The sequence below is a fragment of the Acinetobacter sp. FDAARGOS_515 genome (assembly GCF_003938865.1).
GTDB classification, from domain to species: domain Bacteria; phylum Pseudomonadota; class Gammaproteobacteria; order Pseudomonadales; family Moraxellaceae; genus Acinetobacter; species Acinetobacter ursingii.
The window spans coordinates 706,882-724,443 of sequence record NZ_RKIX01000003.1 but is presented as its reverse complement, the minus strand read 5'-3'; the positions used below and the strand labels follow the sequence as shown (position 1 = coordinate 724,443).

15 protein-coding genes are annotated in these 17,562 nt (G+C 40.6%); 7 read left to right on the top strand and 8 right to left on the bottom strand.

From position 1 onward, the window contains the following. Positions 1 to 79 precede the first annotated feature (79 nt). Positions 80 to 2,380, bottom strand: a complete 2,301-nt coding sequence (locus EGS47_RS04915; RefSeq protein ID WP_005001391.1) for a TonB-dependent receptor — start codon at positions 2,378 to 2,380, stop codon at positions 80 to 82. 327 nt (positions 2,381 to 2,707) lie between these two features. On the opposite strand from EGS47_RS04915, the gene tig reads away from it, so the two are divergent. The 4 genes from tig (at position 2,708) to EGS47_RS04895 (ending at position 7,060) form a co-directional block, all read left to right on the top strand. Next, entirely contained in the window at positions 2,708 to 4,042 is a 1,335-nt protein-coding gene (tig, locus tag EGS47_RS04910; RefSeq protein WP_004991314.1) for a trigger factor, read from the top strand. A 196-nt stretch (positions 4,043 to 4,238) separates the two neighbouring features. Beyond that, on the top strand, positions 4,239 to 4,844 hold the full coding sequence (gene clpP, locus EGS47_RS04905) for an ATP-dependent Clp endopeptidase proteolytic subunit ClpP (protein WP_004991313.1): 606 nt from the start codon (positions 4,239 to 4,241) through the stop codon (positions 4,842 to 4,844). 26 nt (positions 4,845 to 4,870) lie between these two features. Next, a complete protein-coding gene (clpX, locus tag EGS47_RS04900; RefSeq protein ID WP_005001393.1) occupies positions 4,871 to 6,181 on the top strand; it encodes an ATP-dependent Clp protease ATP-binding subunit ClpX in 1,311 nt (436 codons plus the stop codon). A gap of 165 nt (positions 6,182 to 6,346) precedes the next feature. Further along, complete coding sequence (locus tag EGS47_RS04895; RefSeq protein WP_005001394.1) at positions 6,347 to 7,060, top strand: DUF2846 domain-containing protein; 714 nt, start codon at positions 6,347 to 6,349, stop codon at positions 7,058 to 7,060. Positions 7,061 to 7,143: 83 nt separating this feature from the next. Here EGS47_RS04895 and EGS47_RS04890 read toward each other — a convergent pair whose 3' ends face one another. The 7 genes from EGS47_RS04890 to EGS47_RS04860 form a co-directional block, all read right to left on the bottom strand. Then, on the bottom strand, positions 7,144 to 7,710 hold the full coding sequence (locus tag EGS47_RS04890) for a DUF2059 domain-containing protein (protein WP_005001395.1): 567 nt from the start codon (positions 7,708 to 7,710) through the stop codon (positions 7,144 to 7,146). Between the two features lie 227 nt (positions 7,711 to 7,937). Continuing rightward, complete coding sequence (locus tag EGS47_RS04885) at positions 7,938 to 8,219, bottom strand: hypothetical protein (protein ID WP_005001399.1); 282 nt, start codon at positions 8,217 to 8,219, stop codon at positions 7,938 to 7,940. 109 nt (positions 8,220 to 8,328) lie between these two features. Beyond that, positions 8,329 to 8,730, bottom strand: a complete 402-nt coding sequence (gene rsfS / locus EGS47_RS04880) for a ribosome silencing factor (protein ID WP_005001401.1) — start codon at positions 8,728 to 8,730, stop codon at positions 8,329 to 8,331. Between the two features lie 81 nt (positions 8,731 to 8,811). After that, the gene (locus tag EGS47_RS04875; protein ID WP_005001403.1) at positions 8,812 to 9,606 is read right to left on the bottom strand and encodes a hydroxypyruvate isomerase family protein; all 795 of its coding nucleotides are present in this window, start codon (positions 9,604 to 9,606) and stop codon (positions 8,812 to 8,814) included. A 12-nt stretch (positions 9,607 to 9,618) separates the two neighbouring features. Then, entirely contained in the window at positions 9,619 to 10,491 is an 873-nt protein-coding gene (locus EGS47_RS04870) for an NAD(P)-dependent oxidoreductase (protein ID WP_005001407.1), read from the bottom strand. Between the two features lie 30 nt (positions 10,492 to 10,521). Continuing rightward, complete coding sequence (locus EGS47_RS04865) at positions 10,522 to 11,310, bottom strand: crotonase/enoyl-CoA hydratase family protein (RefSeq protein WP_005001412.1); 789 nt, start codon at positions 11,308 to 11,310, stop codon at positions 10,522 to 10,524. Between the two features lie 90 nt (positions 11,311 to 11,400). Beyond that, on the bottom strand, positions 11,401 to 14,196 hold the full coding sequence (locus EGS47_RS04860; protein WP_005001413.1) for an ATP-binding protein: 2,796 nt from the start codon (positions 14,194 to 14,196) through the stop codon (positions 11,401 to 11,403). Between the two features lie 154 nt (positions 14,197 to 14,350). Between EGS47_RS04860 and cysM the strand changes: the two genes are divergently transcribed. The 3 genes from cysM to rlmD are packed head-to-tail and all read left to right on the top strand — an operon-like array spanning position 14,351 to position 17,554. Beyond that, positions 14,351 to 15,280 (top strand): cysteine synthase CysM, encoded by a 930-nt coding sequence (gene cysM / locus EGS47_RS04855; RefSeq protein ID WP_005001414.1) that lies wholly within the window; start codon positions 14,351 to 14,353, stop codon positions 15,278 to 15,280. A 31-nt stretch (positions 15,281 to 15,311) separates the two neighbouring features. Next, positions 15,312 to 16,157 (top strand): 3'-5' exonuclease, encoded by an 846-nt coding sequence (locus tag EGS47_RS04850; protein WP_005001417.1) that lies wholly within the window; start codon positions 15,312 to 15,314, stop codon positions 16,155 to 16,157. 8 nt (positions 16,158 to 16,165) lie between these two features. Further along, positions 16,166 to 17,554 carry a 23S rRNA (uracil(1939)-C(5))-methyltransferase RlmD gene (rlmD, locus tag EGS47_RS04845; protein ID WP_005001419.1) on the top strand — a complete coding sequence of 463 codons (1,389 nt, stop codon included), beginning with the start codon at positions 16,166 to 16,168 and terminating at the stop codon, positions 17,552 to 17,554. Positions 17,555 to 17,562 lie beyond the last annotated feature (8 nt).

Here is a 17,562-nt window from a genome sequence, read left to right as displayed (position 1 = left end):
ATTTATCTCGTCATTAGAAATTAAAGAAGCACTTGAAAATACAAGTGCTTCTTATCATAACTGAATTACAGTGAATTGATTAAAACTTATAATTTACATTGAAAATCGCTTTACGACCTTCTCCTGGCATTGCCCAGCCATTGCTGCGAATATGTGTATAGTATTTCTCATCAGCGAGGTTTTGTCCGATTAACTGGAAGCTTAGATCTTTACTATATTTATAAGTTACGGAAGCATTGTGGATGAAATAATCATCAGATTTAACTTGTGGAACAAGGTTGTTGGTATTTGAAGAGTGTGTAGTTAAATACATTTCACCTTGATAAGTTAAACCATAGCCCACTTGCCATTGAGGATCGATATCGTAGGTTGTCCATAAGCTACCAGATACTTTTGGTACGTTAACAAGCTTATCGCCTTTCTGGAAATCAATATTTGGTGATCCATTGGCTTTGGTTTGATCGTATTCGCCTTCCATGTAGGCAAGACTTGCGGTAATTGCCCATTGTGGGAGAATATTTCCAGCTAAACCTAACTCAACACCTTGTACGTAGTTTTGGCCATCTATAGTTGCATCAGGTTGGCCTGCAATGTCACTGGTCACACGTACTTTATCTTGTTCGTTACGAAATACCGCCCCAGTTAATAGTAGGTTTGGATTGACTTCCCATTTTGCGCCAACTTCATAGCTAATCGCATGTTCTGGATCAGTATTACACGTGTTGGCAGTAATCACATTGTTGGTTACGGTTTGAGAGCAGCCACCATTTGCAGTGTTTTGAGTTGGTTTTTCGGCATTTGAGTAAGCAGCATAAATACTGGTTGCTGGCGTTGGTTTAAAAGTTAAGCCAACATTGTAAGAAAATAGGTTATCAGACTGACCATACGTTTTACCTGTGGTTACAGCCCCAGTGGTCGCCAATATTGTATCTGAACGATATTGTCCTTTTGTATAGTCGTCACGAACACCTAAATTAAGTAACCATTGATCGTTGAATTTAAGTGTATCGAAAATATACGCTGAATAAACATCTAGACTGCCTTCTGCATAACCTGTTTTGCGGAAATTGGTTGGGCCATGCCAGAAATTATCAGGATTATAAACATCCATATTAGGTTTGGTGGCTGCGCTACCATCCGCATTATATAGGTAGCCCCCTGTTGTAATGGTGTAGTCTTCACGGCTAAAACCAATACCAGTCACTAAAGCATGATCAATGAATCCAGTTTTAAACTTAGTTGTCAAATTGGTGTCATGCGCAAACTGTTTATTTTCAGTGTCGCGATAATAACCACGTGGGCCACTCACAACATATTGTCCTGGTGTGGTGCACGTTGTATATCCTGTTTGGTTTGCATTGGTATATGCTGTTGGGGCAGTACCGTTGGCAAGACAGAAAGTACCTTGTGGAGCTGAGATCGTCGTTTCTTGCTCGATATCACTATAACGCGTGATCGAGTTGAGTTTCATTGCATCATTAATTTCGCTTTCAATTTTTAATGTTGCAACATTATTAGTCGTATTTTGTTGGTCTAAGTTGCTATAACCATAGCTATTTTTATTTGAAATACCTGGTACGGCCTTGCCATTATAGTACGGTACGCCATATTGAGGATCATTTTCATCTTCCTGATAAAAATAAGAGAGCGTTGCTTTTGTTTTGTCATTGATTCCAAAAGTAATTGACGGTGCAATACCCCAGCGTTTCATTTCTTCATCGCGACCTGCATAGGTATTGTCATGACCCATCACATTTAAACGGAATGCTACATCATCACTTAGGACTTTATTAAAATCACCAGTAAAGCGTTTGTAGTCATCTGTTCCTACACCCAAAGTCACCTCATTAAAGTCTTTATTTTTTGGGGCTTTGGAAACAAGGTTGACACCACCACTGACTTGGCCAACGCCATTTTCAACAGAGTTTGCACCTTTTGTAATTTCGACTGCTTCATAATTGAATAAATCTGAACGATTAGTCAAAGCTGCGTCGCGTAAGCCATCAATTGTCGTATTGTAGGTGGCATCATAACCACGAAGGTTAATTTTGTCGCCATAACCGCCGCCGCCTTCACCTGCGCCGAAACTGATACCAGGTGTGGTCGCTAATGCTTCTTGCAAAGAAACCAATCCCTGATCTTTTAGCGCTTTTTCAGTCAAGACCTGTACTGTCTTTGCGGTATTGAGTAAAGATTCAGTATGTTTGGTCGAGGAGCTGTTTTTGGCATGGTAAGAATCTGTTGCTTGTTCTGCTTTAGCCTGAATTGTTGGTAGCTGAGTTACGCTATCATCCGATGCAGCAAATGCTAAATTAGGTAAAGCAATCGCAAGAGCGACGGTTTTCACTCTTTTCTTTTTTAAGCAAGAAGACTTAGCCATGTTGTTCCAGTCCATAAAATGATGAAGGAAAAGTGGAGGTTTGTTTAAGCTGTGCAATTCTAAGTAATAATTATTCTTATTAGTATCTATATTATTTACATTTGTAATAATTTTTTATGGGAAAAAAAATATAAAATTTTTTTTTAATTGTTTTTACTGATTACTAAACAAAAATTAAGATTATTTTAAGAAACTTTATTTTACGAAAAAGCTCATAAAACCCTAAAAATTACTCCTTTTTCATCATCCGTTTTGTATATCGGCAAAGTTGTCATATAATGTGGCACTTTTAAAAATTGTTACTACTAACTAATTATCGAGGAAGCCATGCAAGTAACGACTGAAGCGGTTTCGGGCGTTGCCCGTCGTTTAAATGTTTCTGTACCGACGAGCCGTATTAATGAGCAATTTGAAGCTCGTTTAAAACGCACTGCCAAAACTGTGAAGATCAACGGCTTCCGTCCGGGCAAAGTGCCTATGTCACGTGTACGTTCTGATTTCGGTCCTGGTATTTATCAGGAAGTGGTGAACGACATTATTCGTGATAGCGTTTTTGAAGCGATTCAACAAGAAAAAATCAATGCCGTTGGCATGCCAAACATCGAAAAAGTGGAACATAAAGATGACGCTTTAGTCTACGAAGCGACTGTTGAAGTGTATCCAGAAGTTGAAGTGAAAGCATTCAATGACTTAGAAGTTGAGCGTAAATCAACTGAAATCAACGATAAAGACGTTGATCAAATGATCGAAAACTTGCAAAAACAACGTCAAACTTGGGCTGTAACCAAAGGTATGGCGAAAAAAGACATGCAAGTGACTTTCGACTTTGAAGGTTCGATTGATGGTGAAAAGTTTGAAGGCGGTTCTGCTGAAGACTTTAAACTAGTATTGGGTTCTGGCCGTATGATTCCTGGTTTTGAAGATGGGATCGTGGGCATGAAAGCAGGCGAAGAGAAAGTTATCGATGTCACTTTCCCCGAAGATTACCAAGCTGAAAATCTTGCGGGTAAACAAGCGCAATTCAAAATCACTGTGAAGCAAGTTGAAAAATCAAAACTTCCAGAGATTGATGCAGAATTCCTTAAAATCTTTGGTTTGACTGAAGAAGAAGGCGTTGAAAAACTTAAAGCTGATGTTCGTAAGAACATGGAGCGTGAAGTTCGTAACGGTTTACGTAACCAAGTAAAACAAGCGGCGTTTGATGCACTTGTTGCTGCAAACGAAATCGAAGTTCCTGCTGCGATGGTTGCTCAGGAAATCGATCGTCAACGCGAACAAATGATTCAACAGTTCACCCAACAGTTTGGTGGTGCTGGTGCTCAAGCATTTGACAAGAGCATGCTTCCAGATGAATTGTTCAAAGAACAAGCTGAAAAATCAGTAAAATTGGGTGTATTGGTAAGTAAAGTACTTGCTGATGCGAAACTTGAAGTGGATCAAAGCCGTGTAGATGCTTATATCGAAGATATGGCATCTTCTTATGAAGATCCAACTGAAGTGATCGAATACTTCAAAAATGACAAACAGCAACGTGCTCAAATCGAAGCGGTTGTGTTAGAAGATCAAGTGGTTGATCATATTTTGGCTGCTGCAAAAGTAACCAATACTGATGTGAGTTATGAAGACTTATTGAAAGAACAACAAGCGCGCCAAGCTCGTTAATCTTTCATATAGATTGAGAAAAGGCGCGAAAGCGCCTTTTTTTATGAATCTGTTCTTTTCTGATATTCCGACAGAAATGCGCGTTTTATACAGAAATAAAACGATATTTTGAAAGGAATGCTTTTGCAATTTTAATGATTATCCCTCATATTGTGGGAATGAGTTAAGTTACAAAAATTTAGGAATAAATAATCGTATGTATGTTCCAACAATTGAAAATGCTTTAGTTCCTGTTGTCGTTGAACAGTCTTCACGTGGTGAGCGTTCTTTTGATATTTTTTCACGTCTACTACGCGAGCGTGTAATTTTTCTAACGGGTGAAGTGGAAGATAACATGGCGAATTTAATTGTCGCTCAGATGTTGTTTTTAGAAGCAGAGAACCCAGATAAAGATATACACCTCTATATTAATTCACCAGGTGGTTCAGTGACCGCAGGTATGGCAATTTACGATACCATGCAGTTTATTAAACCTGATGTGGTGACTTATTGTATGGGGCAGGCAGCTTCTATGGGAGCGTTCTTGTTGAACGCGGGCGCTAAAGGCAAACGTTACTGTCTTGAAAATGCCCGTGTCATGATCCACCAGCCACTCGGTGGTTTCCGTGGTCAGGCTTCTGATATTGAGATTCATGCGCGTGAAATTTTATTTATCAAAGAGCGTTTGAATCGTTTAATGGCAGAACATAGTGGTCAAGACTACGAAACCGTTGCCCGTGATACGGATCGTGATAATTTCATGACTGCGCAAGCAGCCAAAGAATATGGTTTAGTGGATCAAGTTTTATCTAAACGTCCCTAAAAGTTAAGATTTAAGTTGGAGTAATTATGTCCGAACATCCTCAAGGACAAAAACATTGTTCATTTTGCGGTAAAACGCAGTCTGAAGTCGGGAAACTGATTGCAGGTGAGGACGCATATATCTGTAATGAATGTGTGGACGTGTGTCTTGATCTCGTGCAAACCAGTCAACAAGTTGAAGCTGGAGATTGGGCAAGTCGTGAGCTACCTAAACCGCAAGAAATTCGTAAAGCTTTGGACCAATATGTGATTGGTCAGGATATTGCGAAAAAAACCTTATCTGTAGCGGTTTATAACCATTACAAACGTTTGAAAGTCGGTCAATCTGGACATAAAGCCAATCAGGATATTGAAATTGCCAAAAGTAATATCTTGCTGATTGGGCCGACAGGTTCAGGTAAAACCTTGCTTGCACAGACTTTAGCGCGGTTATTGGATGTTCCATTTGCTATGGCAGATGCGACGACCTTAACCGAAGCTGGATATGTGGGTGAAGATGTCGAAAACATCGTGCAAAAGCTGTTACAAAAAGCCGATTATGATGTAGAGAAAGCACAAAAGGGCATTATCTATATCGATGAGATCGATAAAATTACCCGTAAGTCTGAAAATCCATCGATTACCCGTGATGTATCGGGTGAAGGGGTACAACAAGCCTTACTGAAAATGATTGAAGGCACAGTGGCTTCGATTCCGCCGCAAGGTGGACGTAAGCATCCACAACAGGAATTTATTCAGATTGATACTGCGAATATCCTGTTTATCTGTGGTGGTGCGTTTTCTGGACTTGAAAAAATCGTGCAGCAACGTCAGGAAAAAGGCGGCATTGGTTTTACTGCGGAAGTCAAAAATAAAGATGAAAGCAAAAAACTAGCTGAATTGTTCCGTCAGGTTGAACCGACTGATTTGGTGAAATTTGGTTTAATTCCAGAGTTTATTGGTCGTTTGCCTGTGATTGCAACGCTTGAAGAACTGGATGAAGCGGCGCTCATGCAGATTTTGACTGAGCCGAAAAATGCGTTGACTCGTCAGTATCAATATCTATTTAATATGGAAGATGTTGATCTGGTATTTGAAGATGCAGCATTGCGTGCAGTTGCTAAAAAAGCCTTAGAGCGCAATACAGGGGCGCGTGGTTTGCGTTCGATACTGGAAAATGTGTTGCTTGAAACTATGTATGAGCTGCCAAGTCGTGATGATGTCGGCACTGTCATCATCAATGAAGCAGTGATTACAGAAGGAGCGCAACCAGTTTTCCAAAAGGAACGCTTACCGCACAAAAATCATGATACGGTTGAACAAGTTGATTTGAAAGTGGTTGATTCTAAATCTGCATAAGTTTTACATAAGTTCAATCATCTGATACTTATCTGAAAAGTATGATCTGCTCAGGCATTTCATGCTTTTTTATTTGCAAATAAAAAATGAGGTGTTAATCTTGAGGCGAAATACGCATAGTTTTGCGCCGTAAAATAAATGAAATAAAACGCCTTGAGGGATATCATGCGTTATTTATTATTATCACTGTGTTGCGTTGGGGCGTTGACAGCCTGTCATAGTACTTCCCAGTTAAAATCTGAGCCTGAAACCTTAACCTCAACTTTGCCAAAAGTCGATGTCAATCAAGAGCCTGGAATATTAGATCAATATCATGTGGGTGGGTTTTCTGTCGGTGGTTGGGTTAACCAAAAACTAGGACAATATTTCCAGCCGATTCAACCACAAAATCCCCAAGCTGCCGTCGTGTATTTATATCGCCCAGACTCACGCTGGAATCAACAGGAAATTGCTGCTGCCAATATTTTTATTAATGGAAAGCGGATTCCGAGTTTATTAAATAATCATTATTATTGGGTGGAATTGCCTGCGGGAACTTATCGGATTTCGACCAGTCGTCCTTTAACAGTTTTTCATTTTCAAGAACCGAAATACATTGATATGACGGTAGATGCAGGACAAAGCTATTATCTGAAATATGATGAAGAAAATCCTGCACGTAAAGAACGCACAGGACCATTTTTGATTATGCAGGAAAAAATAGGGCGTAATGAAATTGCATTTACTCGTTTGAAATCATCGAGCTATAACTTTGTAGCACAAGATACTTCAGGCAAGATTCGACATAAACCGCAAGAATTAAAACCTGCAAAATATGATGAAAAATCAGATGTGTTGTTGGTTAAGCCATTTAAAATCTGGAATCCAATGACGTGGTAAGCTTGATTCGGCTGAGGGGGTATCCCGCTACAGCCGAATCTGCATTTATACAGCTTAAAAAAACTTTAAAAAATGATGATAAATTACGGTTTTTCTTGATTTTTATTTTTTTCGACAATAAGAGGCGCAATAATCGCCATCATTTTTTCCTGAAAATTTTCACGTGTTTGATCATCATTGAACATTTCTTGACCCAAGCGCATCATATATTCGGAAAGCTCACCCATCATTTTGGCATTTTTCCGTGTAATTGACTGTCCTTCTGGCGTATTTAGAAATTTAATACTGGCTTGTAATTCTTCTTCACTATAGGTTTTTAAATAAATTTCTTCGATGGTTTTTTGGGTGTTTGGATTACTAATGATCTGCGTACTATAGTCTTTTAAAAGTTGACTGAGTTGATTCGCTGCTTGTCTTTCTTTGTCATTGAGTTGTTTTGAGCCTGTTGTATTTAAAATAATTTGTTCGGCCTGTTTGTCATAATAGGGCTTTAATTCAATGAGTGATTGACGTAATAAATAGTCAATTTGACTCACTTGCATGAGCTCTTTCACTGTGCTGAGTTTTGCAGGTGAGGCAAAAATACTGGTGCTAATGCAAGTAAGGCATAAACTAATGGAAAGGCGTTTTATAAGTTGCTGGACAGTCATGATCAAGCCTTGAATATTATAAAAATTAAAAGTAATGAAAAATAAGAGCGCTCTTAGTTTAACTCAATAGTCATCTTTTTAAGCTTTGATTTGTGGTTTTTTAGAAGATCTAATGTGATTCATGTTGAATGGAAATACTCTTAATTGTCTTTGTGTAAAATGAACGGTTTAATTCCCAAAAAATGAGTTGGGCTAGATTGTTAAAACAATCATTAAAAAAATGAAGGTTAGCAAACCAAATATATTAAGTGTAGCTGATAGAACCTCTGGTTTTTTTTGGAAAAAATAGGAAGCAAGATTAAGCTGATGAGGTAGCACACTACACTAATGATGATAAATATAGTGATTGCAGCTTGTCCTGCAGCCCCTTCAAGTTTATCCATATACATGGTGGAAACTTGAGCGAAAATAGCCCCAATACACATGCTCGCTGGAATGCCTAAGAGGAGATAAGTTACTGTTTTAGCTATAGAGATATCATGAGGGGCTGGTTTTTTTTCTAATTCCATTGTCTAAATTCCTATTATTATTCAATTTAAATTATTTTCTAATAGAAAAAAATATAGTTTTGATATAAAAAGAGCGGCCATATGGGTCGCTCTTCTTGCTCTTATATTTTTAGGCAGTTGCCTCTGGAGCATCGCGCCATAAGCTTTCAAGATCGTAAAACTTACGAGCGGTTGGTAACATCACATGGACAACAACAAAACCGAGATCGATCAAGATCCATTCGGCATCACGTTCACCTTCAACCCCAATCGGGCGAAAACCTGCTTTACGTGCTTCATCGGCAACATTATCAGCAAGGGCTTTAACATGGCGGGTAGATGTACCGCTTGCAATAACAATCGCGTCGGCGACATTGCTAATGCTGCTTACATCAAGTTCTAAAATATCTTTTGCTTTTACATCGGTAAGTGCATCATGTACAACTTTTAGACAAGCTTCTACATTATGCGGCGTTGAATTCATTGCGAGATCGTGAGAATTAGAAGCGCTGGGCGATGGTTCTAAATTCATAAAGGGTATAATTTCCTGACAATTACTCAGGATCTAATATAGCGAAGTTTTGACTAAATTTCAAACCCTCGCTGTAACACATTATGTATTTACGTCATTAGAAAAATATTTGTTTTTCCATTCGAAAGACTGCGCAGATGTGTATTGAGGTTTATATTCTGCTGCAATGTATCCTTGGTACTGACTGTGCTGTAACCACTGAAAAATCTGTGCAAAGTTCAGTTCGGCTGTATCAGGTTCATGACGACCTGGGCAGTCTGCAAACTGGATGTGTCCAATCTGGTCGATATTTTCTTTTAAACCTTCGAGTACATCTTCACCCATCATTGCCATGTGATAACAGTCATATTGCATTTTTAAAGCAGGATGTTGTACCGCTTCAAGCATTTCCTGAGCCTGAGCAATATTTTGCACTAAAAAGCGCGGCATATCAGTGCCATTGATCATTTCAAATACAGGTTCAATCCCATGTTCAGTCATCAGGTGACACGCCAGTTTAAGGTTGCTGGCCAGTGTATTTAGACAGGGCAGTAAATCTGCATCCAGCGGCTGTTTACCAGCTAAAATATTGATTCGAGGCACATCTAGCGCACTCGCGTACTGAATCGCTTGTTCCAGCGCCTGATGAAATTCAATTTCTTTGCCAGGAATGCCTGCCAGACCATTGCCACCTTGCATCAGATCACCCGTAGGAACATTAATCAGACACAGACTTAAGTGATGTTGTTCGAGTTGTTCACGAATCTGGTGAATGCTGAGTTCGTAAGGAAATTGAATCTCTACATGTTGAAAGCCATATTGACGTGCCAGTGCAAAGCGTTCAATTAAAGGAACTTCAGTAAAAATAAGGGAAAGATTCACTGCTAACTGACTCATGATCTTCATCCTTTAAGATTTATTTTCTATCTGTTTGATCATAGTCGCTAAATCTTGCTCGGCAAAGCCTTTTTGTTGGTGCGCTTGTAACTGAGTTAAAGCTTGGTTAGCCACAGGAATATTGAGGTTAAAATTTTTCGCCAATTGTACTGCGTTGTTTAAATCTTTCGATAAGGTTTGTACTTTCCATTGCACAGGTTCAAAGTTATGCGTTGCCATGCGTGGAGCTAAGATCTGAAACGGTTTGGAGTCTGCAAAACCGCCTGCTAGTGCGGGTGCGAGCAAAGTGATATCTACACCAGCTAAATTCGCCAATGCGATAGCTTCTGCAATTAATGCGCTATTGGCTGCTACAATTAATTGATTACAAATTTTGGTGGCTTGCCCAGTGCCATTTTCTCCCATACGCGTCACACGTTGGGATAGAACTTGATAAATAGGAGCTAGTTCATCAATGATTTTTGCATCGCCACCTGCAAAGATCACCAGTGTACCTTGTTCTGCACCCGCTGTGCCACCAGAAACAGGCGAATCAATCCAGTCGACTTGCTGTTGTGCGCTTTGCTTGGCAAGGTCTAAGGTCGTTTCTACAGACAAACTGGAAAAATCGACAATGATCTGTTCTGGTTTTAAATAAGTCTTAATTTGCCCAAATACATGACTCACCGCATGATCATCCGCCAGACAAGTCAAAATGACAGGATAATCGCCAATATTTTTAAGTTGTAAAGATGTAGCGCCCATTGTCATTAATGGTTCACAGGCGGCTTCAGTTCTATTCCAGACTGAAACTTTAAACCCTGCTTTTATTAAACGGCCTGCCATCCGACTGCCCATTAAACCCATACCCAAAAATGCAATTGGCGTATTTACATCAACTCTCATATTGGCTTCCTTATTGACATGTATATCCATCTATTTGTATTGGCGCGGCAAAAATTCAGTTTCAGGATGTTTGTCCTTTTGACGTGCCAAACGGCTATTTTTACCGAGAATCAATTTAAGCTGCCAAAGTTTTTCCAAGCGTAGTGCTTTTTTGGGTTCGTGTTCCATCGCATCTAAAACCCGTTTTGCTGCCGTTAATGCATCAGGAGAACGCTGTAATAGTTCAAGTGCTAACTGATTTGCACGTTCAATTGGATTTTCAGAAAGATGGGTAACCAAACCAATTTCTTTGGCATAATCTGCATCAAAAATACGTGCGGTCAGGGTTAATTCTTTTGCTAAATCTATGCCGACCAAACCTTTAATGGTACGGGTTAAACCCATATCTGGAACAAGCCCCCAACGACTTTCCATAATCGACATTTTGGTTTCTGGCTGTGCAATACGAATATCTGCGGCAAGCGCCAGTTGCATACCTGCCCCAAAGCAATAACCTTCGATTGCTGCAATCACAGGAACAGGTAGGTTCTGCCATACCAGAAAGGCTTTTTGAAAGAGGCTTTGTCCGGGTTTTATTAGCTCCCATGCAGCATACAGGCTGTTTTTAGGTGCGTTTAAGTCAGCCAGATCAATACCTGCGCTAAAGACTTGTGCTTCACCAGTTAAAATGACACAGCGTACACGACGGTCTTTTTCAATTTTTTTTGCGGTGCTGACCAGTTCACGCAGTAAAGCAAAGCTCATGGCATTGCGTTTTTCTGGTCGATTCAGACGAACTGTGACGATACCATTTTGATTGCTGACATTGAGAAGCGCCATGTGTATTCCTTTGATTTTTATTTATGTACGCAGCATAACATGAGCCAATCATGGAAAAATGACAGCTCAGTCACATTGAAAACCGCTGTGCTAAGACGTGATATTTAAAATTTGTTGTGCTGCACTCTCAACTTCACGAATACTGAGTTGAAGTTCCTCAAAACGATTTAAGACTTCCTGAATAAAAGTATCATCGGCACGACGGCGTTCTTTTCTCAAGGTTGAAACGAATTGTTCAAAGTCGCCAGTGACATGTTGTAATTTTGGTGTGCCAACATAGCGGGTTGCACCATAAAGACGATGCAACACATGTTCCAGTTGCGGGAAGTCTTCCAGTTCGATCAACTGTTGCATTTCATTGAGTTCAGTATCAAAGCTATCCACGAGCATTCTAAGTAAGTCTTGCGCCAGATCTTCTTTATTGGCTGCAAGTTGTAAGCTTTGCTGCCAATCTAAAATTGTGGGATCAAGCGCATCCATCAAAATAGTGTTTTCAGGTCTGGTATTGCTGGCAAAATTATTTTTAGTCCATTCATTCAGGATTTGAATAATTTGTTCAATCTGAATCGGTTTAGTGACGTAATCATCCATCCCGACTTTCAGCAATTTTTGTTTTTCATCGGATAGAGCATGTGCAGTTAAAGCAATAATCGGTAAGCGCATTTTGCCATCTAATGTCGATTCCAATGAGCGAATCGCGCGAGTAGTATCAATCCCTGACATGACAGGCATTTGAATATCCATAAACACAATATCAAATGGTTTTTCATCACGCTCAAGACGGTTTTCAATAATACTCAAGGCTTCCTGACCACTAAGCGCTTTGGTGGTTTTCACGTTGAGTTCACCCAGTAATGCTTCGAGTACAATCAAATTGGGTAAATGATCATCCACCGCCAGTACATGTAAGCCCTGACCATTAAATTGCTCATGCTCAGGTTCAAAAATAGGCTGATTGCTCAACAGTTGAATCAAGGCAGCACGACTCAGCGGCTGATACAGTGGTCTAGCTCGATATTCATGCAGCATATTTGGCTCAAGCGCCATTTGATAACCATAGACTGCGAGATTACCTGTATAGCGACTGCGAATTTCTTTGAGCAAGGCTTCTGTATCGCCACTATGATCAACAATCAACCACGTATTATCTGCGGTTTTTAAGCTGTTCAAGCGACTAAATAGATCGAGAATAGATTGTGCTTCGGTATGTTGTACCTGATAGTTTTCAAGATAATGGCGTAGGATATTTGCAGTTGCAGGATGCGCCAGAAAAGACACCACATGTAAATGTTTAAATTGAGGATGCACAATTTGGTGATCTTCATCCACTTGGAACAAGGCGGTAAACCAAAATGTTGAGCCTTTTTCAGTGGGCGCGCGTTCCTGATTGTCTTCAAACCCAATTTGACCGTGCATGAGATGGACAAGTTGTTTAGAAATTGCCAGCCCAAGTCCAGTGCCACCAAACTGGCGGGTGACGGAAGCATCGCCTTGAGAGAAAGACTCAAATAGTTTTTTACGGTCAGTTCCGCTCAGACCAATCCCGCTGTCTTGTACGCTAAAGTGAATCAGACATTGTCCAATATCATCATGTTCGAGTCTTACCCGAACAATAATTTCACCATCAGGGGTAAATTTAATCGCGTTAGAAATTAGGTTGGTCAGAATCTGTTTAAAACGTAATACATCCCCAATCACATGGGGTGGAATCTGGTCATCAAAATAAAATGCCATATCGATATGCTTTTGCGCCGCCAAAGGCGACAACATATCCATGACATCAAAAATCGCTTCTTCCAGATCAAACGACGCGGTTTCAAGCTCAAGCTTGCCGGCATCGATTTTGGAAAAATCCAGTACATCATTAATCAAAGCCAGTAAATGTGCAGACGATTTACGAATGGTTTGTAAATACAGGCTTTGCTCATTATTTAGATTTTGTTGGCGCAACATTAAATGAATAAAACCATCAATACTATTTAATGGCGTGCGTAGTTCATGGCTGATATTGGCAAGAAAAACCGATTTGGCCTGATTGGCTGAAATCGCCTGATCACGTGCTTGTCGATAGGTAATATTTTGAACTTCAAGTGTATCCAGTGTACGTCTTAAATCATCTTCAGTTTGTTCGGTATGTTCTTTAAGTTCTAAAAAGCTGAAATGCAGGCGTTTCACCATATTGGCAATATCACGCTGTAACAGTCGTAATTCGCCTGTACTATTAATCACCATGTGTTGATCAAGTGTATCGGCATTGAGACGTTGTAGCTGCATCCGAATTTCATACATCGGCGCGATCCAGCGTCGCGAGTAAAAATTGAGACATAACAGCAACAGTAGCAGAGTAATCAGCCCTGTAATCACCAGTACGGTAAACACGCGATAACGTGCCAGTTGCAAAGGTTGATTGTCCATTTCAACCACAAGCCAAGTGGGTTGCTGTGCACTCTGAAGTTTAAGCCCATAAATACTATTATGATTATGTTTGATGGGGCCAAAAAAAACCAAGTCTGGAATGCTTGGCCAAAAACGGGTATCACGATAACCGATGCTGAGTTGCACTTGTCCTTGGGCATCAATAATGGCTGCGCGTTGTAAATTCCGTTCAGCAAACATGCTTTGCATAATGGACTGGGCATGATCGTATTGATCTGGACGCAATGTGACCAGTTTTAATAAATCTTCGGATGTACGCTGATAACGGGTTAATAATGCGGCTGCGGCATGACGTTGCTGTAATTTGGCTGAATTACTGGTTTCATTTAACACCAGCACAGTGCCAACGCCTGTCAATACCATGATCGGGACAAAAATCAAGGCAATGAGTTGACCATAAGCATGATTCAGACGTAAGCGTTTGGATAACTTTTTATTGAAATTTGACATAGCCCGATCAGATCTATCTCTTTGATCGGCATATTAACACGGCTTTGTCATAAACTGGCGAGGCTTTCAGCATTTTCAAGAAAAAGCCTGCGAAATGGGTGCAGTAAAGGTCATTTTTTCATACAATAGCCGCACCTCGATTTAGGTGTAGATCATGAGTAATACAGAACCTAATTTTTTTGCCGATGAATTTTTACTGGATCACTATGTAGGTAAAACGCCTCTGGTTCGTTTACAGCGTTTAGCCAAAAATAGCCGAACGACAGTATTGGCAAAACTCGAGGGCAATAATCCCGCTGGTTCTGTGAAAGACCGACCTGCTTATAATATGATTATGCAGGCTGAAAAACGCGGTCAGATTCAACCTGGCGACACTTTGATTGAAGCCACCAGTGGCAATACCGGAATTGCACTGGCGATGGTTGCCGCGATGCGCGGCTATAAAATGAAATTAATTATGCCCAATAACATGAGTCAGGAACGTAAAGATGCGATGCTGGCTTATGGTGCGGAGTTAATTGAAGTGACTCAGCAACAAGGCATGGAAGGCGCACGTGATTTAGCTTTGCAGATGCAGACCGAAGGTCAGGGTTTAGTCTTAAATCAATTTGGTAATCCTGATAATGTGGAAGCACATTACTTAACCACTGGCCCTGAAATCTGGGAACAAACAGGCGGCAAAATTACCCATTTTGTCAGCTCGATGGGAACCACGGGTACCATTATGGGCGTATCCAAGTATTTAAAAGAGCAAAATCCAGAGATTCAAATCGTGGGTTTACAGCCTTCTGAGGGTTCTAGTATTGCGGGAATCCGCCGTTGGCCAAAAGAATATTTGCCGACAATTTTTGATGCATCTCGCGTAGATCGTATTATCGATATTCCACAGATTGAAGCTGAAAAAACCATGCGTCGTCTAGCGCGTGAAGAAGGCATTAGTGCAGGAACATCATCGGGTGGCGCGGTTTGGGCATCGCTCAAAATTGCAGAAGAACAACCTGATGCTGTGATTGTCTGCATTATTTGTGACCGTGGCGATCGTTATTTATCAACAGGTCTGTTCTCTGTGCAAGATCCTGAATAAACATTTTAACGAGTACTATTTAGAGATTATTATGCGCTTTCCGACACTGGTTTTTGATATTGAAACCTTGACTGATTTAAAGGCGGGGGCGCATTTATATCATTTGGATCTGCCTGATGATGATCTGGAACAGGCGCTGAGCAAAATTCTCCGTCAGGAATCTGGCATGGATTTTCAGCGTTTGCCCTTACATGAAATCGTCTGTATTTCTGGTTTATGGGTGGATGAGCAAGGGTTGAAGCTCTTTTCCTTTAGTCAGGAACATTATTCTGAAGCTGAGATTTTAGCCAAATTTCTTTCTATTTTTGATAAACGCCATCCGAACTTAGTCAGTTGGAATGGTTCACAATTTGACTTGCCTGTGATTCTGTTTCGTGCCATGTATCATGGTTTGTCTGCACCCAGTTTATTTGATCAGGGTGAGTTAGATACCCAGAAGCGTTATAATAACTACCAGAATCGTTATCATCATCGGCATATCGATGTGATGGATGTCATGGCAATGTTTAATGGTCGCAATTTTCAGAAATTGGACGATATTGCATGTTTGCTTGGCTTTCCCGGAAAACGTGGAGAATCAGGTTATCATATACCAAGTTATGTTCAACATGAACAATGGCTGAAACTGACCAGTTACTGTGAAGGGGATGTACTCAATACCTGGCTGATTTATCTACGTTGGTTGTTACTCAAGGGTCAATTGTTGCCACAGGATCATGAACAGTGGATTCAGGCGACCATTCATTACTTACAGCAACAATCGCAACACCATGAGTTTTTACAGGTCTGGCAACAGACCAGTCATCATACTCCATTCACGCAACATTATTTTTCTTCAAATTCTCACGACTCATCACCCAACTCATCAAATCATTAGGTCATCTCTTGAAACACGCCACTAAACCTTCTGCTCAATCTCCTGTGTACACTTTTCAGGTCGAGTCCTTATCGCATGAGGGGCGTGGTATTGCGCATTTTGGAACTGATGTAGAACATCCTGAAGCCAAAACGGGTAAAAAAGTTTTTATCCGCTATGCGCTGCCGAGTGAAATCGTTCGCGCCAAAATCACGCATGAAACCAAACGTCTGGAAGAAGGGGAAATGCTCGAATTGTTGAGTGAACCTTCTCCATTGCGCGTAGCCCCGATTTGTCCTCATTATGGCATTTGTGGCGGTTGTAACATGCAGCATATAGATCCGAATGAACAGATTCAGTTAAAACAGAATGTATTGAAGTCACATTTGCAACATTTTGGTGGATTGCAAGCGACGCAGTGGTTGACTCCTTTGCGTTCAGCGCAGCAGGATTACCGACATCGGGCGCGTATCGGTGTGCGTTATTTGCCTGCCAAAAAGCAGTTAATAATGGGTTTTCGGGAGCATCAAAGTAATCGTTTAATCTCGATTGGTACTTGTCCAATTCTGCAAGTACGGTTGTCAGAGGCTTTACCTGAATTAAAACAATTACTGCAAAGTCTAAAAGGCAAAGGCAGTATTGGTCATATAGAGTTGGCGATGGGAGATTCAGAGATTGCACTTTTGGTTCGCCATGTCGAGCCGCTCGCCCATAAAGATATAGATCAACTACTGGGTTTTGCAAAACAAAAAGGCTGGCAGCTTTATCTGCAACCTAAAAGCTTTGCGAGCAGTTTAAAACGCGTGGATGAACAAGCAGAGATGCGTCTGCATTACAGCTTGCCTGAATTCGACTTAAATTTTGCGTTTTCGCCGCTTGATTTTACGCAAGTTAACCCAAGTGTAAACCAACAGATGGTACAATTGGCATGTGAATTGCTACAGCTACGACAGGGTGAGCGCGTGCTCGATTTATTCTGTGGTTTGGGTAACTTTACTTTGCCGCTGGCACGTTGTGTTGGAACAACTGGGCGAGTGGTGGGAGTAGAAGGTAGTGAGGACATGGTACAACGTGGAACAGAAAATGCGAAACGTAATGAAATTTCACAAGTTGAGTTCTATTCACAAGATTTAACAAAAGATTTTTCGCATCATTCTTGGGCAAAACAGGGATTTGATGCATTATTGATAGACCCTCCACGTGCGGGTGCATATGAAGTTATGCAGTACATTCCGAACTTTGGAGCAAAAAGAATCGTTTATGTATCGTGTAATCCAGCAACACTGGCAAGGGATGCAAGTGTACTGGCTGAGCATGGTTACCAATTAAAAAAAGCAGGGGTGATGGACATGTTTACTCATACGGGTCATGTTGAATCTATTGCTTTATTTGAAAAAATGAAAGAGCTAAACGATTAAAAATGAGT

Coding starts and splice junctions, on each gene's coding strand:
- EGS47_RS04860 (WP_005001413.1), bottom strand. CDS start 14,196: ATGTCAAATTTCAATAAAAAGTTATCCAAACGCTTACGTCTGAATCAT.
- EGS47_RS04895 (WP_005001394.1), top strand. CDS start 6,347: ATGCGTTATTTATTATTATCACTGTGTTGCGTTGGGGCGTTGACAGCC.
- EGS47_RS04875 (WP_005001403.1), bottom strand. CDS start 9,606: ATGAGTCAGTTAGCAGTGAATCTTTCCCTTATTTTTACTGAAGTTCCT.
- cysM (WP_005001414.1), top strand. CDS start 14,351: ATGAGTAATACAGAACCTAATTTTTTTGCCGATGAATTTTTACTGGAT.
- EGS47_RS04850 (WP_005001417.1), top strand. CDS start 15,312: ATGCGCTTTCCGACACTGGTTTTTGATATTGAAACCTTGACTGATTTA.
- clpP (WP_004991313.1), top strand. CDS start 4,239: ATGTATGTTCCAACAATTGAAAATGCTTTAGTTCCTGTTGTCGTTGAA.
- clpX (WP_005001393.1), top strand. CDS start 4,871: ATGTCCGAACATCCTCAAGGACAAAAACATTGTTCATTTTGCGGTAAA.
- EGS47_RS04915 (WP_005001391.1), bottom strand. CDS start 2,380: ATGGCTAAGTCTTCTTGCTTAAAAAAGAAAAGAGTGAAAACCGTCGCT.
- EGS47_RS04885 (WP_005001399.1), bottom strand. CDS start 8,219: ATGGAATTAGAAAAAAAACCAGCCCCTCATGATATCTCTATAGCTAAA.
- EGS47_RS04870 (WP_005001407.1), bottom strand. CDS start 10,491: ATGAGAGTTGATGTAAATACGCCAATTGCATTTTTGGGTATGGGTTTA.
- tig (WP_004991314.1), top strand. CDS start 2,708: ATGCAAGTAACGACTGAAGCGGTTTCGGGCGTTGCCCGTCGTTTAAAT.
- EGS47_RS04865 (WP_005001412.1), bottom strand. CDS start 11,310: ATGGCGCTTCTCAATGTCAGCAATCAAAATGGTATCGTCACAGTTCGT.
- EGS47_RS04890 (WP_005001395.1), bottom strand. CDS start 7,710: ATGACTGTCCAGCAACTTATAAAACGCCTTTCCATTAGTTTATGCCTT.
- rsfS (WP_005001401.1), bottom strand. CDS start 8,730: ATGAATTTAGAACCATCGCCCAGCGCTTCTAATTCTCACGATCTCGCA.